14 protein-coding genes and 1 pseudogene are annotated in these 21,059 nt (G+C 76.3%); 6 read left to right on the top strand and 9 right to left on the bottom strand.

Annotated elements, in window-relative coordinates:
* The first annotated feature begins 44 nt into the window (after positions 1 to 44).
* The 4 genes from F1641_RS04840 (at position 45) to F1641_RS04825 (ending at position 4,886) form a co-directional block, all read left to right on the top strand.
* The gene (locus F1641_RS04840) at positions 45 to 1,265 is read left to right on the top strand and encodes a thiolase family protein (RefSeq protein WP_309225394.1); all 1,221 of its coding nucleotides are present in this window, start codon (positions 45 to 47) and stop codon (positions 1,263 to 1,265) included.
* Between the two features lie 181 nt (positions 1,266 to 1,446).
* The gene (locus F1641_RS04835; protein ID WP_194903407.1) at positions 1,447 to 3,495 is read left to right on the top strand and encodes a 3-hydroxyacyl-CoA dehydrogenase NAD-binding domain-containing protein; all 2,049 of its coding nucleotides are present in this window, start codon (positions 1,447 to 1,449) and stop codon (positions 3,493 to 3,495) included.
* Positions 3,496 to 3,540: 45 nt separating this feature from the next.
* Complete coding sequence (locus tag F1641_RS04830) at positions 3,541 to 3,963, top strand: nitroreductase/quinone reductase family protein (RefSeq protein ID WP_194903214.1); 423 nt, start codon at positions 3,541 to 3,543, stop codon at positions 3,961 to 3,963.
* Between the two features lie 5 nt (positions 3,964 to 3,968).
* On the top strand, positions 3,969 to 4,886 hold the full coding sequence (locus F1641_RS04825) for a PhzF family phenazine biosynthesis protein (protein WP_194903213.1): 918 nt from the start codon (positions 3,969 to 3,971) through the stop codon (positions 4,884 to 4,886).
* Here F1641_RS04825 and F1641_RS20985 read toward each other — a convergent pair.
* A pseudogene (locus F1641_RS20985) lies at positions 4,883 to 5,721 on the bottom strand (GGDEF domain-containing protein). The gene F1641_RS04825 and the pseudogene F1641_RS20985 sit on opposite strands and share 4 nt — an antisense overlap.
* 330 nt (positions 5,722 to 6,051) lie before the next feature.
* Here F1641_RS20985 and F1641_RS22925 point away from each other — a divergent pair.
* On the top strand, positions 6,052 to 7,479 hold the full coding sequence (locus tag F1641_RS22925) for a CoA transferase (protein WP_194903210.1): 1,428 nt from the start codon (positions 6,052 to 6,054) through the stop codon (positions 7,477 to 7,479).
* Positions 7,480 to 7,503: 24 nt separating this feature from the next.
* On the opposite strand, the gene F1641_RS04805 is transcribed toward F1641_RS22925, so the two are convergent.
* The 4 genes from F1641_RS04805 to F1641_RS04790 form a co-directional block, all read right to left on the bottom strand.
* Complete coding sequence (locus F1641_RS04805) at positions 7,504 to 8,688, bottom strand: winged helix DNA-binding domain-containing protein (RefSeq protein ID WP_194903209.1); 1,185 nt, start codon at positions 8,686 to 8,688, stop codon at positions 7,504 to 7,506.
* Positions 8,681 to 10,558: an ABC transporter ATP-binding protein gene (locus tag F1641_RS04800; RefSeq protein ID WP_194903208.1), complete on the bottom strand. Its 1,878-nt coding sequence runs from the start codon at positions 10,556 to 10,558 to the stop codon at positions 8,681 to 8,683. Before F1641_RS04800 ends, F1641_RS04805 begins: the two co-directional genes overlap by 8 nt.
* 7 nt (positions 10,559 to 10,565) lie before the next feature.
* The gene (locus F1641_RS04795) at positions 10,566 to 12,032 is read right to left on the bottom strand and encodes an amino acid permease (RefSeq protein WP_194903207.1); all 1,467 of its coding nucleotides are present in this window, start codon (positions 12,030 to 12,032) and stop codon (positions 10,566 to 10,568) included.
* Between the two features lie 109 nt (positions 12,033 to 12,141).
* The gene (locus tag F1641_RS04790) at positions 12,142 to 13,686 is read right to left on the bottom strand and encodes an amino acid permease (protein ID WP_194903206.1); all 1,545 of its coding nucleotides are present in this window, start codon (positions 13,684 to 13,686) and stop codon (positions 12,142 to 12,144) included.
* 231 nt (positions 13,687 to 13,917) lie between these two features.
* On the opposite strand from F1641_RS04790, the gene F1641_RS04785 reads away from it, so the two are divergent.
* On the top strand, positions 13,918 to 14,874 hold the full coding sequence (locus F1641_RS04785; protein WP_194903205.1) for a hypothetical protein: 957 nt from the start codon (positions 13,918 to 13,920) through the stop codon (positions 14,872 to 14,874).
* A gap of 21 nt (positions 14,875 to 14,895) precedes the next feature.
* Here the strand turns inward: F1641_RS04785 and F1641_RS04780 are convergent, their stop codons facing one another.
* From F1641_RS04780 to F1641_RS04765, 4 genes are all read right to left on the bottom strand, one after another.
* On the bottom strand, positions 14,896 to 15,942 hold the full coding sequence (locus F1641_RS04780) for a hypothetical protein (RefSeq protein ID WP_194903204.1): 1,047 nt from the start codon (positions 15,940 to 15,942) through the stop codon (positions 14,896 to 14,898).
* Positions 15,943 to 15,961: 19 nt separating this feature from the next.
* Positions 15,962 to 17,950: a 1-deoxy-D-xylulose-5-phosphate synthase gene (dxs, locus tag F1641_RS04775; RefSeq protein WP_194903203.1), complete on the bottom strand. Its 1,989-nt coding sequence runs from the start codon at positions 17,948 to 17,950 to the stop codon at positions 15,962 to 15,964.
* Positions 17,951 to 18,083: 133 nt separating this feature from the next.
* Positions 18,084 to 18,452 (bottom strand): hypothetical protein, encoded by a 369-nt coding sequence (locus tag F1641_RS04770; protein WP_194903202.1) that lies wholly within the window; start codon positions 18,450 to 18,452, stop codon positions 18,084 to 18,086.
* Between the two features lie 393 nt (positions 18,453 to 18,845).
* Positions 18,846 to 20,987: a glycogen debranching N-terminal domain-containing protein gene (locus F1641_RS04765; protein WP_194903201.1), complete on the bottom strand. Its 2,142-nt coding sequence runs from the start codon at positions 20,985 to 20,987 to the stop codon at positions 18,846 to 18,848.
* Positions 20,988 to 21,059 lie beyond the last annotated feature (72 nt).

Here is a 21,059-nt window from a genome sequence, read left to right as displayed (position 1 = left end):
CGGGTACCGTGTAACTCGTCATCAGGCTCGACGAGGAGGTCGGCGTGCTCCAGGGGCGCGACGTGGTGTTCGTGGACGGCGTGCGGACGCCGTTCGGCAGGGCCGGCGAGAAGGGGATGTACGCGCAGACCCGCGCCGACGACATGGTCGTCCGGCTCCTGCGCGAGGTGCTGCGGCGCAACCCCGGCCTGCCGCCCGAGCGGATCGACGAGGTGGCCGTCGCCGCCACCACGCAGGAGGGCGACCAGGGCCTCACCCTCGGCCGCAGCGCCGGCATGCTGGCGGGCCTGCCGCAGTCGGTGCCCGGCTTCGCCATCGACAGGATGTGCGCCGGGGCCATGACCGCGGTGACGACGACGGGGTCGGGCATCGCCGCCGGCGCCTACGACGTCGTCCTGGCGGGCGGCGTCGAGCACATGGGCCGCCACCCCCTCGGCGCGAACTTCGCCCCCAACCCGCGCTTCGTGGCCGACCGCGTGGTCGACGGCGACGCGCTCGTCATGGGCCGCACCGCCGAGAACATCCACGACAGGTACCCCCAGCTGACCCGCGAGCGCGCCGACGCGTTCGCCGCGGCGTCACAGGCCAAGCTCGCCGCCGCGTACGAGCGGGGCGACGTGCAGCCCGACCTGGTGCCCGTGGCCACCCGCCACGCGCAGAAGGGCTGGGGGCTGGCCACGGCCGACGAGCCTCCGCGCCCCGGCACCACCGTGGAGCAGCTGGCGGGCCTGAAGACGCCGTTCCGCCCCCACGGCCGCGTGACCGCCGGCAACGCCGCCGGGCTGAACGACGGCGCGACGATGTGCCTGATGGCCTCCGGCGAGACCGCCGCCGAGCTGGGCCTGCCGGTGGCGATGCGCATGGCGGGCTTCGCCTTCGCCGGCGTCGACCCCTCGGTGATGGGCATCGGGCCGGTGCCGGCGACCGAGAAGCTGCTGGCCAAGACGGGTCTCAGCATCGACGACATCGGGCTCTTCGAGCTCAACGAGGCCTTCGCCGTGCAGGTGCTGGCCTTCACCGACCACTTCGGCATCGCCGACGACGACCCGCGCGTGAACCCCTGGGGCGGCGCGATCGCCGTCGGCCACCCGCTGGCCAGCTCGGGGGTTCGCCTCATGACGCAGCTGGCGCGGCAGTTCGCCCAGCGCCCCGACGTCCGCTACGGCCTGACCGCGATGTGCGTGGGCCTGGGGCAGGGCGGTGCGGTGCTGTGGGAGAACCCGAACCACGACGGGACGACCGGGTCGAAGGAGCAGGCGGCGTGAGCGAGCAGACCGTGCAGTCCCAGCCCGAGCGGGCCCGCCTCGACAGCGGCGGCGGGGGCGCGGTGCGCCCGAGGACCTCGTCGACCCCGCCGGCGGGGAGCGCGTGACGCACTTCCCCTGGCAGGAGGTGCCGCTCGACCCGAAGCGCGGCTCCAGCGCGGGCACCATCGCGCTGATCACCATGGACAACACCCCCGACGACCCCGACGACTTCTCGCGGCCCACCACGCTCGGCCCCGCCGGGCTGCTGCAGCTGCGCGCCACCCTCGACGAGGTCGAGGCCCTCGTGGCCGAGGGGCCGTGCGTCGCCGTCGCCATCACCGGCAAGCCGTTCGTCTTCGCCGTCGGCGCCGACCTCAAGGACGTCGCCCGCATCAGCACCCCGGGGCAGGCCCGCGGCATCGCGGAGCTGGGGCACGCCCAGCTGCGCCGCCTCGGGGAGCTCGGCGTGCCGTCGTTCGCCTTCGTCAACGGCCCTGCCCTCGGCGGCGGCTTCGAGGTCGCGCTGCACTGCACCTACCGCACCGCGTCGTCGACGGCCCGCGGCATCGGGCTGCCCGAGGTGGCGCTCGGCCTCGTCCCGGGGTGGGGCGGCACGCACCTGGTGCCGGCGCTGGTCGGCGTCGAGAAGGCCGTGCAGGTCGTCGTCGCCAACCCGCTCGCGCAGGGGCGCACGCTCACGGCGCAGCAGGCCCGCGAGCTGGGCCTGGTCGACGTCGTCCTCGACTCCCCCGACTTCCTCGAGGAGTCCCTGGCGTGGGCCGCCCGCGTGGTCAGCGGCGAGACCACCGTCGAGCGGCCGGAGGTCGACCGCGACCAGCAGCGGTGGGACGGCGTGCTCGCCGCCGCGCGCGCAGCCGTCGACGCGAAGCTGCACGGCGCTGCACCGGCCCCCTACCGGGCGCTGGACCTGCTGGCCCGCGCCCGCACCGACTCCGGACCGGACGCCCCCGAGGGCGCGCGCGACGCCGCCTTCGCCGCCGAGGACGACGCGCTGGCCGAGCTGATCCTCACCGACGAGTTCCGCTCCGGGGTCTACTCCTTCGACCTCGTGCAGCGGCGCGCCAAGAAGCCCGCCGGCGCCCCCAGCTCGAAGCTGGCGCGGCCCGTCGGCAAGGTCGGCGTCGTCGGCGCGGGACTCATGGCGAGCCAGCTCGCGCTGGTCTTCGCCCGCCAGCTGAAGGTGCCCGTCGTGCTCACCGACCTCGACGAGGCCCGCGTCGCCAGGGGCGTCGCCTGGGTGCACGGCGAGATCGCGAAGCTCGCCGCCAAGGGTCGGCTCTCGCCCGGCGCGGCGCAGCGGCTCACGGCGAACGTCTCCGGCACCACGGACACCGCGGAGGCGTTCGGGGACGCCGACCTGGTCATCGAGGCGGTGTTCGAGGAGCTGTCCGTCAAGCAGGACGTGTTCCGCGCCGTCGAGCGCGTGGTGCGCGAGGACTGCGTCCTCATGACCAACACCTCCTCGCTGTCGGTGACCGCGATGGCGTCCGTGCTGGAGCACCCCGAGCGCCTCGTCGGGTTCCACTTCTTCAACCCGGTGGCCGTGATGCCGCTGGTGGAGGTGGTCCGGACCACGGGCGAGACCCCCACCGACGACGCGACGCTCGCCACGGCCTTCGCCGTCGGCAAGGGGCTGCGCAAGTCGTGCGTGCTCGTGCAGGACGCGCCCGCGTTCGTGGTGAACCGGCTGCTGACGCGGTTCATGAGCGAGGCCAGCGTCGTCGTCGACGAGGGGACGCCGGTCGAGGTCGCCGAGCGCGCCCTCGACGACCTCGGCCTGCCCATGAGCAACTTCGAGCTGCTGCGCCTCGTGGGCCCCGCCGTGGCGCTCCACGTCGCGGAGTCGCTGCACGAGGCCTTCCCGGAGCGGTTCCCGGTCTCGGAGAACCTGCGCCGGATCGTGGAGGCCGGGCTGCCCGGCGTCTACGAGGACGGGTCGCGCACCCTGACGCCGCAGGCGCAGGAGCTGCTCGTGCTCGGGGACTCGCCCTCGAGCGCCGAGCAGGTGCGGGAGCGGGTGCTGTCGGTGCTCGCCGACGAGGCCCGCCGGATGCTCGACGAGGGCGTCGTCGCCGACCCGCGCGACATCGACCTGTGCCTGCAGCTGGGCGCCGGGTGGCCGGCGCACCTCGGCGGGATCCTGCCGCTGCTCGACAGGTCGGGCGTGGCCGAGCGGGTCACCGGTCAGCGCTTCCTGCCCCGCGGCGCCGCCTCGGTCCCCGCCTGAGGGGGGCGCAGGCGGTGCCGGGGCGGGCAGGGGCATGCTGGGCGCGTGGCTGAGGACTTCAACACGCGCGTCATCCGGGAGTTCCGCGAGAACGGGGGCCGCGTCGGCCCTCCGTTCGAGGGGGCGCCGATGATCCTCGTGCACCACCGCGGGCGGAAGACCGGAGCCGAGTTCGTCGCCCCGCTCGTCTACCAGGCCGTCGGTGACGGCTTCGCCGTCTTCGCCAGCAAGGCCGGCGCCCCCACGCACCCCGAGTGGTACGCCAACCTGCTCGCCTCCCCCGAGACCACCGTCGAGGTGGGCGGCGAGCACGGCGGCGCCGAGGTCGCCGTCCGGGTGCGCGAGCTGACCGGCGCCGAGCGCGACGAGGTGTGGGAGGAGCAGAAGCGCCGCTCCCCGGGCTTCGCCGACTACGAGGTCAAGGCCGCCCCGCGCGTCATCCCCGTGCTGCTGCTCGAGCGGCGCTGAGCGCGGTGGCCCGCCGCTTCAGCCAGGTCGACGTCTTCACGGCCGACCTCTCCTACGGCAACGCCGTCGCCGTCGTCCACGACGCCGACGGGCTGGACGACGACGCGCTGCGCGCCTTCGCCCGCTGGACCCAGCTCGCGGAGACGACCTTCCTGCTCGCCCCCACCGCCGAGGGCGCCGCGGGCGGGGCCGACTACCGGGTGCGCATCCTCACGCCCGGGCGCGAGCTGCCCTTCGCCGGGCACCCGACGCTCGGCAGCGCCCGGGCCTGGCTGGCCGCCGGGGGCGCGCCCCGCACCGGGGGCGTCGTCGTCCAGGAGTGCGGCGCCGGCCTCGTGCGCGTCCGCCGGGGCGCCGGGCCCGACGGGACGGGCGAGCTCCTCGCCTTCGCCGCTCCCCCGCTCCTGCGCAGCGGGCCCGTCCGGCACGCCGACGTCGTGGCGGCCGCGGCCGCCCTCGGGCTCGACGACGACGCCGTGGTCGACGCCGCCTGGGTCGACAACGGCCCCGGCTGGGTCGGGCTCCGGCTCCGCGACGCCGCCGCGGTGCTCGCCGCGGCGCCCCGCCCGGGCGCGGGCGGCCCGGCGAACGTCGGGCTGGTCGGGCCCCACCCCGACGGCACCGGCCCCGACGGGGCCGCGGTCGAGGTGCGGGCCTTCACCCGCGAGGGCGGCGACGACGGGCCCTGGCACGAGGACCCGGTCACGGGCAGCCTCAACGCCGGCCTGGGCCAGTGGCTCACCGCGCCGGGCTCCGACCGGCTCGCCGGTGACGGCTCCGCCGTGCTCCCCGGTCGCTACACCGCTGCCCAGGGCACGGCGCTGGGCCGTCGCGGACGGGTGCGCGTGGAGCGCGACGCCGAAGGCCAGGTCTGGGTCGGCGGCGACACGGTCGTGGGGGTCAGCGGCACCGTCGCGCTCTAGGAGCTCGGGCTGAGGACCGGGCCGCCGGTCCGGCCGGCCACCGCCACCTGGTCGCGCCCGCCCCGCTTCGCCTCGTACAGCGCGGCGTCCGCAGCGCGGTACAGCGACTCGACGTCGGGGGCGTCGACCGGGCTGTGGGCCACGCCGATGCTGACCGTCAGGGACAGCGTCCCGCCGTCGGGGAGCTCGAGCGGCGTGGAGCGCACGGCCTCGACGGCGCGCTCGCTGCACAGCAGACCGGTCAGCGGGGTGGCGCCCGGCAGCAGGACCGCCAGCTCGTCACCGCCGAGGCGGCTCACCACGGCCTCCGCCCCGGCGGCTCCCACCAGCAGGCGCCCCACGTGCGAGAGCGCGGCGTCGCCCACCGGGTGGCCGTGGCGTCGTTGACGCTCTTGAAGTGGTCGAGGTCGGCGATGATCAGCACCGTGCCCGGGCACGGAGCTGTCGGGTCCGCCCCGGAGCGCAGAGCCGTGCTGAGGGCCTCGTCGAGCACGCGGCGGGTGAGGAGCCCCGTCACCGGGTCGATCGCGGCCTGCCGGCGCAGGACCTCCAGGAGGGCCTCCTGGCGGTCCGCGGCGCGGCTGAGCAGCGCCACGAAGATGGCCGTGAACACCGTCAGGCTCGCCCAGTCCACGAGGGACGCCGGGGGCTCCAGCAGCGACAGGACGAGCACCAGCTCGGCGGCGGAGCAGGCTCCGGCCACCAGCCACGCGCCCAGGGGGCGCAGCTGCGCCGCGGAGGCCACCGCGGGCAGCAGGAAGTAGAGCTGCCCGGCAGCGGACGCGTCCCGGGTGACGAGGTTGCTGGCGAGGATGAGGCCCGACGACCCCAGCATGCAGAGCAGCCAGGGCAGCGCGCCGGGGCGCCAGCCGCGGCGCACCAGCACCACCAGCCCGACGCAGAAGGCCGCGCAGGCGGCGGTGACGGCGAGCACGAGGGGGCTCAGCTCAGCGGTCAGGGGCGTGACGACGACCAGCAGCACCGCGGCGAGGAGGACGAGCACCGACAACCACCGGGCTGCTTCCTCGGGGCGGCGGGGGGCGAAGGCGTCCACGAGGACTGTCTCGGCAGGTCCCACCCCCACCTGGAGCAGCCAGGAGCCCCGGGCACCCGTTCGTGCGGGCTGCCCCGGCGTCGCTGGCCGGCTCGGCTCGCGCGGGTCAGGATGTCGTGCGTGGCCGTCCCTCTGCTGGCGCAGGTCTGGGCCGAGCTCCTCGGAGCCCCGGACGCGGTCGACCGCGTCCGGGCCCGCGGCAGCGCCGGGCTGGGCGGTCCGCTGCCCGTCGGCCAGCTGGCCGTCGGGACGGCGGTGGCGCACCTCCTGGCCGCCCGGGAGCTGCGCTCACGGGGAGCCCCCGGCGAGCTGGCGGACCAGTACCTCCACCTCGACGCCGCCCACGTCGGCGTGGAGTTCGGCAGCGAGCGGCACCTGCGCGTCGACGGCGTCCCCCGGGCCGGCGGCTTCGCGCCCCTGTCGCGGGCCTGGCCCACCAGCGACGGCTGGGTGCGCACGCACGCCAACTACCCCCACCACCGCGCGGCGCTGCTGGCGGCCCTGGGCCTGGACGCCGGCGGTGGTGACGAGGCGACCTCCCCGCGGCTCGCTGCGGCCCTGGCCGAGCGGTCCGCCCTCGACGTCGAGGAGGTCGTCACCGCCGCGGGCGGGCTGGCCGTGGCGGTCCGCACGCCGCAGGAGTGGTCGGCCACCCCGATGGGTGCCGCCGTGGCGCGGTCGCCGCTGGTGTCGCTGCGCCGGGTCGGCGACGGCGCGGCGCAGCGGGCCCGCGGCGGGGCCGGGTCGGGGGCCGGGTCGGGGGTCGGGTCGGGGGCTGAGGGCGTCGAGGGCGCCCGGGTGCTCGACCTGACCCGGGTCATCGCCGGGCCCACGGCCACGCGGGCCCTGGCGGCCCACGGCGCCGACGTGCTGCGCGTCGACCCGCCCCACCTGCCCGAGCTGCCGGAGCAGTGGCTCGAGACGGGCCCGGGCAAGCGGTGCTGCGAGCTCGACCTGGCCGCTCCCGCGGGGCGGGCCTGCCTGGAGGAGCTGCTGGCCGGCGCCGACGTGCTGGTGCACGGCTACCGGCCCGGAGCGCTGGCGCGGCACGGCCTCGACGAGGCGTCCCTCGCCGAGCGCCACCCCCATCTGGTGGTGGCCTCGCTGTCGGCGTGGGGCGAGCAGGGGCCCTGGGCCCACCGCCGCGGCTTCGACTCCCTGGTGCAGGCCGCCTCAGGAGTGGCGGTGATGTCCGGTGGCGCCGACGGGCGGCCCGGGGCCCTGCCGGTGCAGGCGCTCGACCACGCCGCGGGCCAGCTGCTGGCCGCCGCGGTGCTGCGCGCGCTCGCCCTGCGCCGCGACGGCGGCACGTGGCACGCCAGCACCTCCCTGGCGGCCCAGGCGCGCTGGCTGCTGGCCAACGCCGTCGTCTCCGCCTCCGACGCGCCCCAGCCGCCGCCGGCCGAGGCCCCGCAGGCCGAGCGCTACCTGGTCGAGGTGCCCTCGCCCGACGGCGCCCTCACCGTGGTGCGGCCCCTGGGGGCCGCGCCGTGGGCGTCGGGGCCGGTGCGCACCGCCGCGGAGTGGCTGCCCCGCTGACGCCCGCGCGCGGCACCGGGCCGGTCACTCCGGTAGCGGCAGCCGCGAGAACGCCTCGTGCGCGGCGTCGAGGACCCCGGGGGCGAGGTCGCCGAAGGGCTCGACGGCCAGCTGGTCGCGGTGGCGGCCGGTCCGCGCCCAGGTGCCGACCGCGCGCCCGTCGGCCACGACGACCGGCCTGAACACCCCGTTGCCCCCGGGCACGACGAGCACCTCGTGCGCCGGGTCGAGCACGGCGCTGCGGTCGGCGTACCCGAGGACGACCTCGTCGAAGGCGGCCAGCAGCAGCACCTCCGCGGTGCGCTCGCGCACGGCGTCGAGGTCGGCCACCAGCCCGGCCAGCTCGGGACCGCCGACGAGGGTGCGCCCCTCGCAGGTCACGGTCACCAGCCGGCCCCGCGCCGCCGCGGCGGCCAGGGCCCCCTTGGCGACGCCGGCGGTCTGGTAGGTCCACCGGACGAGGTCGGCCACCGAGACGGGGCCGTGGCCGGCGGCGTACCGCCCGGCGAGGTCGGCGAGCAGCACGTCGTCTGGGTCGTCGCTCGCATAGTCACCGGGCCGTGAGCCCTCGGGCAGCCAGGTGCTGGCCAGGGCGACGAGCTGCTCGAACCGGCCCCCCGGGCCGCCGGTGCCCTGCGTCGGGCCGAGGACCAGCTCGCCGCGGGTGGCCAGCCCGTTGAGCAGGCGGTACGTCGTCGCGGTCCCGGGCTCGAAGCCCGCGGCGGTCCACGCCTCGCCGAGGGCGTCGCGGCTGGCGGGCCCGCCGGCCAGCCGCTCGGCGGCGACGGCGCTGGCGCGGTCGAAGGCGGCGTCGTCGAGGCCGGCGTCGAGCCAGCGCTTGGACGCCGCTCGTGCGGCGCGCGGCCCGAGCAGGCGCGTCATCCACGCGGCGTCCTGCGCGGCCAGCAGGTGCAGGGTGCCGCGCATCGGCCAGGTGCGCACCACCGCGCCGTCGTCGAGCGCGGCCCGCACCGCGTCGGCGTCGCGCTCCGGCGTGCGGCTGGCCACGGCGACCAGCGAGGCGGGCAGGTCCTGCCCCTGGACGGCGAGCAGGTGCGCGACGGCTGCGGCGGGGTCCTCGGGCAGCCCGGCGCCCCCGCCGGGTCCGGGCGGGGCGACGAGCCTCTGCGAGACCAGGCGCAGGCGCGCGACGTCGTCGGGGGTCAGGTCGGCGACGGGCGCGGGCACCGCCGGGAAGGCCTCAGGCACGGGTGGGCTCCTCGTCGGCGAACTGGGTGCGGTGCAGCTCGGCGTACCGGCCACCGGCGGCCAGCAGCTCGGTGTGGGTGCCGCGCTCGACGACGCGGCCGCCCTCGACCACGAGGATCAGGTCGGCCTGCCGCACGGTCGAGAGGCGGTGGGCGATCACGAGGGCCGTCCTGCCCGCGAGCGCCTCGCCGAGAGCGGCCTGGACGGCGGCCTCGGAGGTGGAGTCGAGGTGGGCGGTGGCCTCGTCGAGCACGACCACGCGCGGGGAGGCCAGGAGCAGCCGGGCGATGGTGAGGCGCTGGCGCTCCCCGCCGGAGAGGCGGTAGCCGCGCTCCCCCACGACGGTGTCGAGGCCGTCGGGCAGCGCCTCGACGACGTCGCGGAGCCGGGCCCGCTCCAGCGCCGACCAGACGTCGGCGTCGCTGGCCCCCGGCGCTGCGAGGAGCAGGTTGGAGCGCAGCGTCTCGTGGAAGAGGTGGCCGTCCTGCGTGACGACGCCGACGGCGGAGCGCAGGTCGGCGAAGGACAGGTCGCGCACGTCGACGCCGCCGAGGCGCACCGCGCCGGTGTCGACGTCGTACAGGCGGGGCAGCAGCGACGCCGTCGTCGACTTGCCCGCGCCCGAGGAGCCGACGAGGGCGACGACCTGGCCGGGCTCGGCGCGGAAGGAGACGCCGTGGAGCACCTGGGTGCCGCCGCGCGGGTCGAGGACGGCGACGTCCTCGAGGGAGGCCAGGGAGACCTGCTCGGCGGAGGGGTAGGAGAAGCAGACCCGGTCGAGCTCCACGGTGAGCGGGCCCTCGGGCAGCGGGACCGGGTCGGGGCGCTCGCGCACCAGGGGCTCGAGGTCGAGCACCTCGAAGACGCGCTCGAAGCTCACGAGCGCCTGCATGATGTCGAGCCGCGCGCTGGCCAGGGCCGTGAGCGGGGAGTAGAGCCGCGTGAGCAGGAGCGCGAGGCTGACCACGGTGCCGGCCTCGAGGGTCCCGCGCAGGGCCAGGAAGCCGCCCAGGCCGTAGACCAGCGCCAGCGCGAGGGCCGAGACGAGCACCAGGGCGGTGACGAAGGAGTACGACACCATCGCGGTGCGGACGCCGATGTCGCGGACCCGCTCGGCGCGGCCGGCGTACTCGGCGGACTCCCGGGCCGGGTCTCCCATGAGCTTGACCAGCGTGGCGCCCGCGGCGGAGAACCTCTCCGTGGTCTGGTCGGTCATGGCGGCGTTGTGGCCGGCGGCCTCGCGCTGCAGCCCGGCCAGGCGCCGCCCCACCCGCCGCGCGGGCAGCAGGAACAGCGGCAGCAGCACGAGGCTGAGCAGGGTGATCGGCCACGACAGGGCGAGCATCACCCCGAGCGTCAGCAGCAGCGTGACCGTGTTGGAGACGATGCCGACGAGCGTGTCGCTGAAGGCCCGCTGCGCGCCCATCACGTCGCTGTTGAGCCGGCTGACGAGCGCACCGGTGCGGGTGCGGGTGAAGAAGGCGACAGGCATGCGCTGCACGTGGTCGTAGACGGTGGTGCGCAGGTCGAGGATGACCGACTCGCCGAGGTTGGCCGAGAGCCAGCGGCTGAGCATGCTCGCCCCCGCCTCCAGGACGGCGATCAGCGCGATGAGCGCCGCCAGGCCCACCACCACGGAGGGGGCGGCGCCGTCGGTGATGGCCTGCACCACCCGGCCCGCGAGCAGCGGCGTGGCGACCGTCAGCACGGCGAGCACCACCCCCACCACGAGGAAGCGCAGGATGCGCGCGCGGTGGGGGCGGGCGAAGGCCATGACCCGGCGGAGGGTCTCGCGGGAGAAGGGGCGCTGGTCCTGCTGGCCGTAGGCCGACTTGTACAGGACGCTCCAGGCGGTCCCCTCGATGCTCACCCGCTCATCATGCGGGTCGGGTCTGACGCTCCCGGGACTCCTGGCGCTCCCGGGCCCGGCGGCGCCACGGCGCGGTGACGGCGAACAGCACGAGGAAGGCCGCCCAGCTGCCCAGGCTCAGGAGCAGCTGGGTGCGGGTGTCCGCCCCCAGGCCCATCGCCACGAGGATCGCGACGATGGCCACGATCGTGACGATCGTCAGCACCGGGTAGGCCCACATCCGCACCACCAGGCGCGACGGGTCGGTGCGGCGGCGCAGCACCAGCTGGCTCACGGAGATCAGCAGGTAGACGAACAGGATCACCGCGCCGGAGGAGTTCAGGAGGAACAGGAAGACGCCCTCGGGGTCGATGGCCGCCGCGACGACGCACAGGAACCCGACCACCGTCGAGGTGAGGATGGCGGCGCGCGGCACCCCGCCGCGGCCCAGGCGCACCAGGGCCTGCGGGGCCTCGTGGCGCTCGGCGAGCACGAAGAGCATGCGCGAGGCGGTGTAGAGGCCGGAGTTCAGGCACGAGAGCACCGCGGTGAGCACCACGAGGTTCATCACGAGCGGCGCGTACGGGATGCCCATCACGGCCAGGGCCGAGGCGTACGGCGAGACCCGCAGCTCCTCCGAGTCCCACGGGACGATGCACACGAGCAGGAAGATCGACCCGACGAAGAAGATGGCCACGCGCACGACGACGCTGCGCGTGGCCCGGGCCACGGCCTTGACCGGGTCCTTGGACTCGGCGGCGGCGATGGTGGCGATCTCGGCGCCGACCATCGAGAAGACCACGACGACGATGCTCGAGAAGACGGCTCCGACGCCGAGCGGGAACAGCCCGCTGCCCTCGCCGGCCTCGGTGGAGCCCGCGGCGGTGAGGCCGGAGAAGTCCATCGGCTGGCCGGGCCACAGACCGAGGACGAAGGCGCCGCCGAGCACGAGGAACAGGACGATCGCGGCGACCTTGATGCCGGCGAACCAGTACTCGAACTCCCCGAAGGAGCGCACCGAGACCAGGTTGGTCACCGTCATCAGGACCATCAGCACCAGCGCGATGAGCCACAGCGGCAGCCCGGTGTACTCCTTGATGATCCGCGCGCCGGCCACGGCCTCGAAGCCGACGACGATGACCCAGAAGTACCAGTACAGCCACGCCGTGGAGAAGCCCGCCCAGTCGCCCAGGGCGGAGCGGGCGTAGTCGCTGAAGGAGCCGGTGCCGGGGTTGGCGGTGGCCATCTCGCCCAGCATCCGCATCACCATGATCACCAGGACGCCGGTGAGGGCGTACGTGAGGAAGGCGCCCGGCCCGGTGCTGCGGATGACCTCTCCGGAGCCCACGAACAGGCCGGCCCCGATGACGCCGCCGATGGCGATCATCGTGAGGTGCCGCTGGCTCAGGCCCTTCTGCAGGCCCGGGCCGCCGTGCCCGCCGTGGCCGTCTGGTGCGGCCGGTCCGGGTGGGGTGCCCTCGGTGCCCGTCGTCATCGTCCCGTCCTCTCACGAGCGGTCAGGCCGTCGCCCAGGGTGCTCTCCCCCGGCGCCGTCCGCCCAGGGGGTGCGGGCGATCCGCCTCGCACGGGGGACGGCGCCGCCGTCACGACCGGCGGGCGGAGGCGTCCGGGCGGCCGGTGCGCTCGGGGTGGCCCGCGAGGACGCTGTGCTTGCGGGCGTAGACGAAGTACACGACGTAGCCGAGCGCCATCCAGACCAGGAACCGGATCCAGGTCTCCAGGCTCAGGTTGAGCATCAGGTACAGGCACGCCAGCACCGACAGCGAGGCGACGACGCCCACGAGCGGCACCCGGAAGGAGCGCTGGAGGTCGGGCCGGGTGCGGCGCAGCACCACGACGCCGACGGACACGAGGATGAAGGCGAACAGGGTGCCGATGTTCACCAGCAGGCTCAGCTCGGACAGCGGCACGAACGCCGCCAGCACCGCGATGACCGTCCCGGTGATGACCGTGATGCGCACCGGGGTGCCCGTGCGGGGGTCGGTGCGGGCCAGCGAGCGCGGGAGCAGCCCGTCGCGCGCCATCGCGAAGGCCACGCGGGTCTGGCCGATGATGAGGATCATCGTGACGGCGATGAGGCCGAGGCAGGCGCCGACGGCGACGACCGAGCCCATCCACCCCACGCCGATGGCGGTGAAGGCGGTGGCCAGCGGCGCGCCGTCCTCGGGGTCGATCTCGGTGTACGGCCGGACCCCCGTGATGATCAGCGACACCGCCACGTACAGCACGGTGACGACGGCGAGCGAGCCCAGGATGCCGATCGGCACGTCGCGCTGGGGGCGGCGGGTCTCCTCGGCGGTGGTGGCGACCACGTCGAAGCCGATGAAGGCGAAGAAGACCAGGGCCGCGGCGGCGACCACGCCGCCGACGCCGAAGACGGAGGGCTCCAGGCCGAAGAGCGTCTGCACCAGCGGTGCGGTGAGGGTGCTCTCCTCGGCGCCCGGACCACCCGCGCCGGCGCCCTGCGAGGGGGGCACGAAGGGCGACCAGTTGGCGGTGGAGACGTAGAAGGCGCCGACCACGATGACGAGCAGCACCACCCCGACCTTGATCGCGGTGAGCACCTGGTTGAGGCGGCTGGAGAGCTTGATGCCGGTGGCGATGACGACGGTCAGCCCGAGCACGAGCAGGGCCGCGGGGAGGTTGAGCACGCCGTCGCTCAGGTCGGTGAAGCTGTCGCCGGCCGTGGTGATCGCCGTCGGAAGGGTGATGCCGACCTGGCCGAGCACCACCTGCAGGTAGGCCGAGAACGACGTCGACACCGCCGCCGCACCGACCACGAACTCGAGGACGAGGTCCCACCCGATGGTCCACGCGACCAGCTCGCCGAGGGTGGCGAAGGAGAACGTGTACGCGCTGCCCGCGACCGGGACGGTGCTGGCGAACTCGGCGTAGCAGACCGCCGCGAGCGCGCAGGCGACCGCGGCGATGACGAAGGACAGCGCCACCGCCGGCCCGGCGTTGGACGCCGCCGCCTGGCCTGTCAGCACGAAGATGCCCGCCCCGACGCTGACGCCGACCCCGAAGACCACGAGGTCGAGGGCGCCGAGGCCCTTCTTCAGGGAGTGCTCGGGTTCTTCGGTGTCGGCGATCGACGCCTCGACCGACTTGGTGCGCCACAGGTCCACGGGGGCGGATCCTCGTCCTCCCGCTCGGCGGACGCCAGCCGGGGCGGGCTGCGACCCGTCACGATCCGATCACGGCCCCGCCCCTGGCCGGCAGCGGTGCGGCGCAGGCGCGGGGTGGGCGCGGTGCGGGCGTGACGCAGGGTCACCCGAGGTGTCCGCCTCGTCCCCCTCCATCCCCTCGCGGAGGACCACCCCCGCGACGCTCGGTGAGTCTCTGGTTACGGTCCTGTCATGCTCGACGACGCGGCGACCCGTCCCGGGGCTGCCCCCGAGGAGCCGGCCCAGGAGTCCGCCCAGGAGTCCCCACCCGCGTGGCGCCTCGAGCTCCGCCGGGCCCTGCTGGAGGTCTGCGTCCTCGACGAGGTCGACCTGGTGCCCACCGAGACCGGCCTCAGCCTGCTCACCCCCGACGGCCCCCGCGAGCTCTCGGCCCGCCGCGCCGCCCTCGTGGTCGGCGACCGCCGCGCGGGCGACCCCGAGCTGCGGGTGCGCCTGCGCAGCTGGCTGCGCTGCCACGCCCACACCAGCGCCGAGCACCTGCGCACGGCCGAGCTGCGGCCGCTGGCGCTGGGCCGCGGACACGCGCTGCACCCCGGGAGCGGGTGGGTCCGCGAGCGGGTCCCCGGCGGGGTGCTGGACGTCGGCCTCGGCGTCGTCGGCGTGCCCGGAGAGGCGGGCGCGGCGCCGCTGTGGCCCGACGTGGTGGAGGCCGTGGCCGCCGCCGCCGCGGAGCGCGGGCAGCAGCCGCCCGACACCGGCGCCGCGTGGGGGGCGGCCCGGCTGCACCTCGACGCGATGGGCCTGCTCGCCTCCCGGCGGGTCGAGCGAGCGCTGCAGACCCGGCTGGAGCGCGACGGCGCCGCTCGCGGCGCCGGGGGCGAGGAGGGCGACGCGGTGCTCGACGGTCCCGGCCCGGAGCTGACGGTCATCGACCCGGCCGGCGGCTGCGACGCCGTGACGCTGCTGGCCAGCGCCCCGCTGCGCCGCTGGCTGGCCCGCGCCGACGGCACCGGCCTGCGCGCCGTGGCGGTGCCCACCCGGGCCAGGGGGTGGACCGACCTGGCCCGCACGGACTCCACCTTCGTGGCCGCCGCCTGGTCGGCGACCGACGCCGACCGCCGCGGGCTGCAGCGCCCGGCCCTGGTCACCGCCGAGGAGGTCGTCCTCGCGCCGCACTGGCTGCGCTGACGGCAGCGGGACGGCCGACCGTCAGCGGAGCGGGCGGCGCCGGCCCCGCGCCAGCAGGACGCCGCCCGCCACCACGGCCAGCCCGATCAGGGCGAGGGCGGGCGCGAAGAACAGCGAGTCGCCGAAGACGTCGAACGCGAAGTACGACAGCCCGCCCACGAGGTACAGCCCCCCGACGGCGAGGTGCACCCTGCGGTCGAGCCAGACGCCAGCGGCGATGGCCGCCGCACCCAGCACCAGGTACGCGACCGCGACCGGGGTGCCGCTGGTGCCGACGTCCTCCAGCGACAGCAGGACGGCCAGGCCGGCGACGAGGACCGCCCCGAGGTGCGGCCAGAAGCCCTCGCGCCGCATGCCGCGGCGGTCCAGCAGCAGGGCCCCCGCGAACAGGCCCGCCGCCAGCAGCCAGGCGGCCACCTGGCGCCCCAGGTCGGAGTCGGTCGCGTCCCCCAGGTCGAGCACCAGCCAGCTGAGCGCGACGGTGCCGGGGGCGAGCAGGAAGCTCGCGCGGTGCCGCAGCCAGGCGGCGACCGCCGCGACGAGGGCCGAGACCTCCATCGCCATCCACGCGGAGGTCCCCCAGTCGTCGAAGGCGTCGTAGTCGGCGTACGGCGGGAGGTCGAGCAGCCCGGAGGCGGCGTGGGCGGCGTAGACCACCAGCGGCACCGTCGCCACGGCGACGGCCGCCACGACGCCCGCCGGCTGGGGGTGCCGGCGGCGCAGCAGCTCGGCGAGGAGCACGAAGACCAGCAGGTAGGTGGTGACGATGGCGAGGCCGGCCCCCGCGCCGTACGCGGCCCAGCCGCTGCCGGCGAACACCGTCATCGCCAGCAGGGCGATCACGCCACCGGTGTAGACGGCCACCTCCGCGGCCCGGGAGCGGCGGCCGGCCGGCGGCTCGTCGGTGCGCCGGAAGCGGTGTGCCGGGAGGTCGCCGGGGGCGGGCCGCACATCGGCCTGATGCACGAGCGCCGCCCAGAGGGCGGGGGCCGCCTGCGGCACGCCCGCCTGCTCCGCGGCGCGCTCCAGCTCCCCGCGGGTGACCCTGACCACCGTCTCGTCGTCCACCCCGACAGGGTGGCGCGGGTCAGCTCCGCTCGGCCAGGGGCGCGCCGGAGCGCTCGCCCGTCTGCTCGCCCGCCCGGTCGACCGGCGGCAGGCCGGCGACGCGCTCGGCGACGCCGCGGGCGATGTCCTGCGCCGTCAGTCCGGCGGCGGCCAGCACCTGGGCGCGGCTGCCGTGCTCCCAGAACCGCACCGGCACCCCGACGACGCTGACCGGGACCTCCACGCCGGCGTCGGCGAGGGCCTGCGTGGTGCAGGAGCCGACGCCGCCGGTCCGCACGCCGTCCTCGACGGTGAGCACCAGGCGGTGGTCGCGGGCGAGGTCGACGACGGCGGCGGGCACGGGGAGCACCCAGCGCGGGTCGACGACGGTCGCGCTGATGCCGTGCGCCGCGAGCCGGTCGGCCACGTCGAGCGCCAGCGGGGCGAAGGCCCCGACGGCCACGACGAGCACGTCGCGCGCGGGCCGGCGGGCGCCGTCGGCCCCTGCGGGAGCGACCTCGCCCGTGCGGGCCAGCACGTCGACGCCGTGGGGCCCCCCGAGGCGCTCCAGCGCCGGGATCCGCTCCGGGGCGGCGCCCTTGGAGAACCGGACCACGGTGGGGGCGTCGTCGACGTCGAGGGCCTCGGCGAGCTCCTCGCGCAGCGTCTCGGCGTCGCGCGGGGCGGCCAGGCGCAGGCCGGGCACGGGGGCCAGCAGGCTCATGTCCCAGATGCCGTGGTGGCTCGGCCCGTCGTCTCCGGTGATGCCGGCCCGGTCGAGCACGAAGGTGACGCCGGCGCGGTGCAGCGCGACGTCGAGGAGCACCTGGTCGAAGGCGCGGTTGAGGAACGTCGAGTACACCGCGACCACGGGGTGCAGGCCGGTGAAGGCCAGGCCCGCGGCGGCGGTCGCGGCGTGCTGCTCGGCGATGCCGACGTCGATGACGCGGTCGGGGTGCTCCGCGGCGAAGCGGTGCAGGCCGACCGGGATGAGCATCGCGGCGGTGATGCCGACGACGTCGGGGCGGCGGCGCCCCACCTGGACCATCTCCTCGGCGAAGACCTTGGTCCACGTCGGGCCGGTGGCGGCCGGCGCGAGCGACGCGCCGGTGTCGGGGTCGATGACGCCGACGGCGTGGAACCTGTCGTCCTCGTGGGCCTCGGCGGCCGAGAAGCCGTTGCCCTTGCGGGTCAGCGCGTGGACGATCACCGGGCCGCCGTACGCCTTGGCGCGGCGCAGCGCGTGCTCGAGGGCGTCGACGTCGTGCCCGTCGACGGGGCCGACGTACTTCAGGCCGAGGTCCTCGAAGAGGCCCTGCGGGGCCACGAAGTCCTTCAGCCCCTTCTTCATGCCGTGGAGGGTGTCGTAGGCCATGCGGCCCGGGGCGCCGCCGCGCGTCAGCGTGCTCTTGCCCCACTCCAGGAAGCGCTCGTACCCGCGGGTGGTGCGCAGGGTGGCCAGGTGGTGGGCCATGCCGCCGATGGTCGGGGCGTAGGAGCGGCCGTTGTCGTTGACGACGACGACGAGCCGCCGGTCGACGTCGGCCGCGATGTTGTTCAGGGCCTCCCAGGCCATGCCGCCGGTGAGGGCGCCGTCACCGACGACGGCGACGACGTGGCGGTCGGTCTGCCCCTGCTGGGCGAAGCCGCGGGCGATGCCGTGGGCCCAGGACAGGGAGGTGGAGGCGTGGGAGTTCTCGACGACGTCGTGCGCGGACTCCTCGCGGCTGGGGTAGCCGGCGAGCCCGCCGCGCTGGCGCAGGTGGGAGAAGTCCTGCCGGCCCGTCAGCAGCTTGTGCACGTACGACTGGTGGCCGGTGTCGAAGACGACGGCGTCGTGCGGGGAGTCGAAGGTGCGGTGGATCGCCAGCGTCAGCTCGACGACCCCCAGGTTCGGCCCCAGGTGGCCCCCGGTGCGGCTGACCTCGCGCACCAGGAAGGCGCGGACCTCGTCGGCCAGCTCGCCGACCTCGGCGAGGCTGAGACCGCGCAGGTCGCGCGGGCTGGTGATCTGCGACAGCAGGCCCACCGGCTGCCCCCCTCGGTGCTGGACGATCCTCGGCGGCCGCGCTCGCCGCGACCGCCCGGTGTTCGAGTCTAGGAGGCCCTGCGGATGGGGCCCGCCGACGGCCGGGCTCCTGCACCCCTCCTCCACAGGACCTTCACAGGCGGGGGCGGTGGCGGACCCCCCGCAGCGACTCCTCGACCAGGGCCACCCCGCGCACCGCGGCCATGAGCCTGGCCTGCTCGGCGTCGAGGGCGTCGAGGGCGCGGTCGAGCACCCCCGGACCCACCGCGCCTCCGAGGTCGGTGCGCAGGGTGGCCACCGCCCGGCGCTGGCCCTGCACCTGCGCCGCGACGTGGTGGCCGGCCAGCACCGCGAGGAGCAGGGGGTGGCGCACCAGCACCTCGTGGGCGCGGTACTCCGGCGGGCTCAGGTCGAGCAGCCACGCGCTCGCCGTCCTCTCGAACCCCTCGGTGCCCGGGGGATGCACCGCCGCGGGCCAGCCGGGCGGGACGTGCGCGCTCACGCGCCGTCCCCGCACGCCACGAGTTCAGACAGGTGTTCGACCACGGACGCATCACACCAGGTCCGCCGCGGCAGCGCCACCGGCGACCCCCACCGCCGCGGTCCGCACCCTCGCCCGCAGCTCCGGCTCCATCAGCTCCCCCGACGGGGCCGGAGCTGCACGCGAACCCACCTGGCGCTCAGCTGCATGATCGTCGCCGGGAAGGCCCCCACCAGCGACGATCACGCACCTGGGCGCCACCCCGGGACGCCCCCTCCGCGACGATCACGCACCTGGGCGCCACCCCGGGACGCCCCCACCAGCGACGATCACGCACCTGAGCGCCACCCCGGGAGGCCCCCCTCCAGTGACGATCACGCACCTGAGCGCCACCTGCGGCGTCGCACGGGACGGTCACACGGGGGCGTCGACCGCCAGGGCGTCCAGCGCCGGTCCCGACACCTCGACGGCGCCGTCCGCACCGGCGACCACGTCCAGCGGCGACCCGGCCACGCGCAGGCCCCTCACCGACGGCACCGACGGCACCAACGGCACCGCGGTCGGGTGCACCGATAGCCGTCCCCCGGGGACGTCGGGCCGCAGGCCCAGGACCGCCCCCAGCAGCGCCACCGACGACGCCGCCGACCAGGCCTGGGGTCGGCACGACGCCGGGTAGGGCACCGGCACCGGGACGCTCCCCGGACCGGTGCGCGGCTCGCCCCCGTGCAGCTCGGGCACCCGGTAGCCGAACGCCTCGGCCGCCTGCAGCAGGCCCTCCCCGAGCACGGCGACGACGTCGTCGTGCCCGTCGCGGGCGGCGCCGGCGACGACGATCACGGTGTCGTGGGTCCACACCGAGCCGCCGTGGTAGCTCAGCGGCGAGAAGCCCGCCGCCAGCGACGACATCGTCCGCAGCCCCCGGCCCTCGGCGAGGTCGGGCTGCACCAGCCGGGCCGCGACGAGCGCGGACTCCGCCGGCGAGAGGATCCCGGTGCCGAGCAGGTGGCCCGGGTTGGAGGTCACGGAGTCGACGGCGTCGCCGGCCGCGTCGAGCGCGATCGCGACGTGCGGCCCCGGGCCGGCGGCCCCTCCGGCGGGGTGCACCCAGAAGTGCTCGCGGAAGCGCGCGGCGAGGTCAGCGGCCCAGGCCCGCCACCGGTCACCGCCCGGGCGACCCAGCGCGTCGAGCAGCGCCGCTCCCCCGAGGGCCGCCTCGTGGGCGTAGCCCTGCACCTCGCACAGGGCGATGGGCCCCTGCGCGAGCCGCCCGTCGGACCACTGGACGGCGTCGCCGGAGTCCTTCCAGCCCTGGTTGGACAGCCCGGTGCCCTCACCGGCCCCGGCGTAGCGCAGGAAGCCCCCGCCGCGCTCGGCGGCGCGGGCGCACCACTCCAGGGCGGCCTCGAGGTGGTCGGCCAGCGGCGCGACGTCGTCCAGCGGCAGGCCCCAGCGCCAGGCGTCGTGCAGCAGGCAGACCCACAGGGGCGTCGCGTCGACGGTGCCGTAGTAGACCGGCGGGAGGAAGGCGGTGCCGCCGGCCTGCTCGGCGGTGCTGGCGGCGCGGCGCAGCTCGTGGAGCACCTTGCCGGGCTCCTCGCCGGTGGCCGGGTCGTCGCGGACGCCCTGGCGGGCCGCCAGCACCCGCAGCGTGGACGCGGCTAGGTCGGTGCCCAGCGGCAGCAGCAGCCGGGCCGCCCACAGGGAGTCGCGGCCGAAGAGGGTGAAGTACCAGGGGGCGCCCGCGGCGAGGAAGACGTCGTCGCTGTCGGCGGGGCGCATGCGCAGGGCCTCGAGGTCGGCCAGGGAGCGCTCCACCCAGCGGGCCAGGCGCTGGTCGCCGCCGGTGACGGCCACCTGCTCGACCCACCCGGCGGGCGGGGCGCCGCTGACGACGGCGGACGCGTCCGACGCCTCCACCGACCACGAGCCCGTCCAGCGCTGGCCGGGGGCCAGCTCGACCCGCCAGGTGAGGACCAGCCCGTCCTGCGAGGCCACGACCGCCGCCCCGGGGGCGGAGACGGCGGCGCGCACGCCGTCGCGCTCCCAGAGCGCCGAGGCGCCGTCGCCCCCGTCGACCGACGGGGCGACGGGGTCGCCGGTGCGGCCGGACTTCACCGCGTCCATGGCGAGCAGGTCGGCGGCGAGGTGCACGGCCACCTCGGTCACCACCGGCGCGTGCGCGGCCGAGACGAGCACCAGCTCCTCGACCAGCCCCTGCGCGCTGACGCGGCGGCGCTGCTCGAGGCGGACCGTGGGGTCGGGGGCGTCGTCGCCGAGCTGGCGGGCGACGGAGACGACGAGCTGGCCGTCTGCGCCGTCGGGGGCCGCCAGCACCGGCGCGGTCGCCTCGCCGCCGACCGTCGCGACCAGCCGGGACAGCACGCGCACGTCACCGCACCACAGGCCCTGGGCGCCCAGCGGAGCCCCCACCCGCCCCTCGACCCGTCCCTCGGGGCCGCACCACAGCTGCACCGGCGGCGCGAGGGCCGCGACGAGGTCGTGCAGCCAGGGCTGCAGCAGGCGGGGCGACGGGTGGGGTGCGGGGCTGGAGTGCACCGGTGGACTCCCTCGGTTTGACAGCGAGATCAACGGCAACGACAGTACCGACCACCGGTTTGAACGATCAAA

It is taken from the genome of Quadrisphaera sp. INWT6, from assembly GCF_015390235.1.
In the GTDB taxonomy this organism is placed as follows: Bacteria; Actinomycetota; Actinomycetes; order Actinomycetales; family Quadrisphaeraceae; genus Quadrisphaera.
This window is presented reverse-complemented; position numbering and strand designations above follow the sequence as displayed.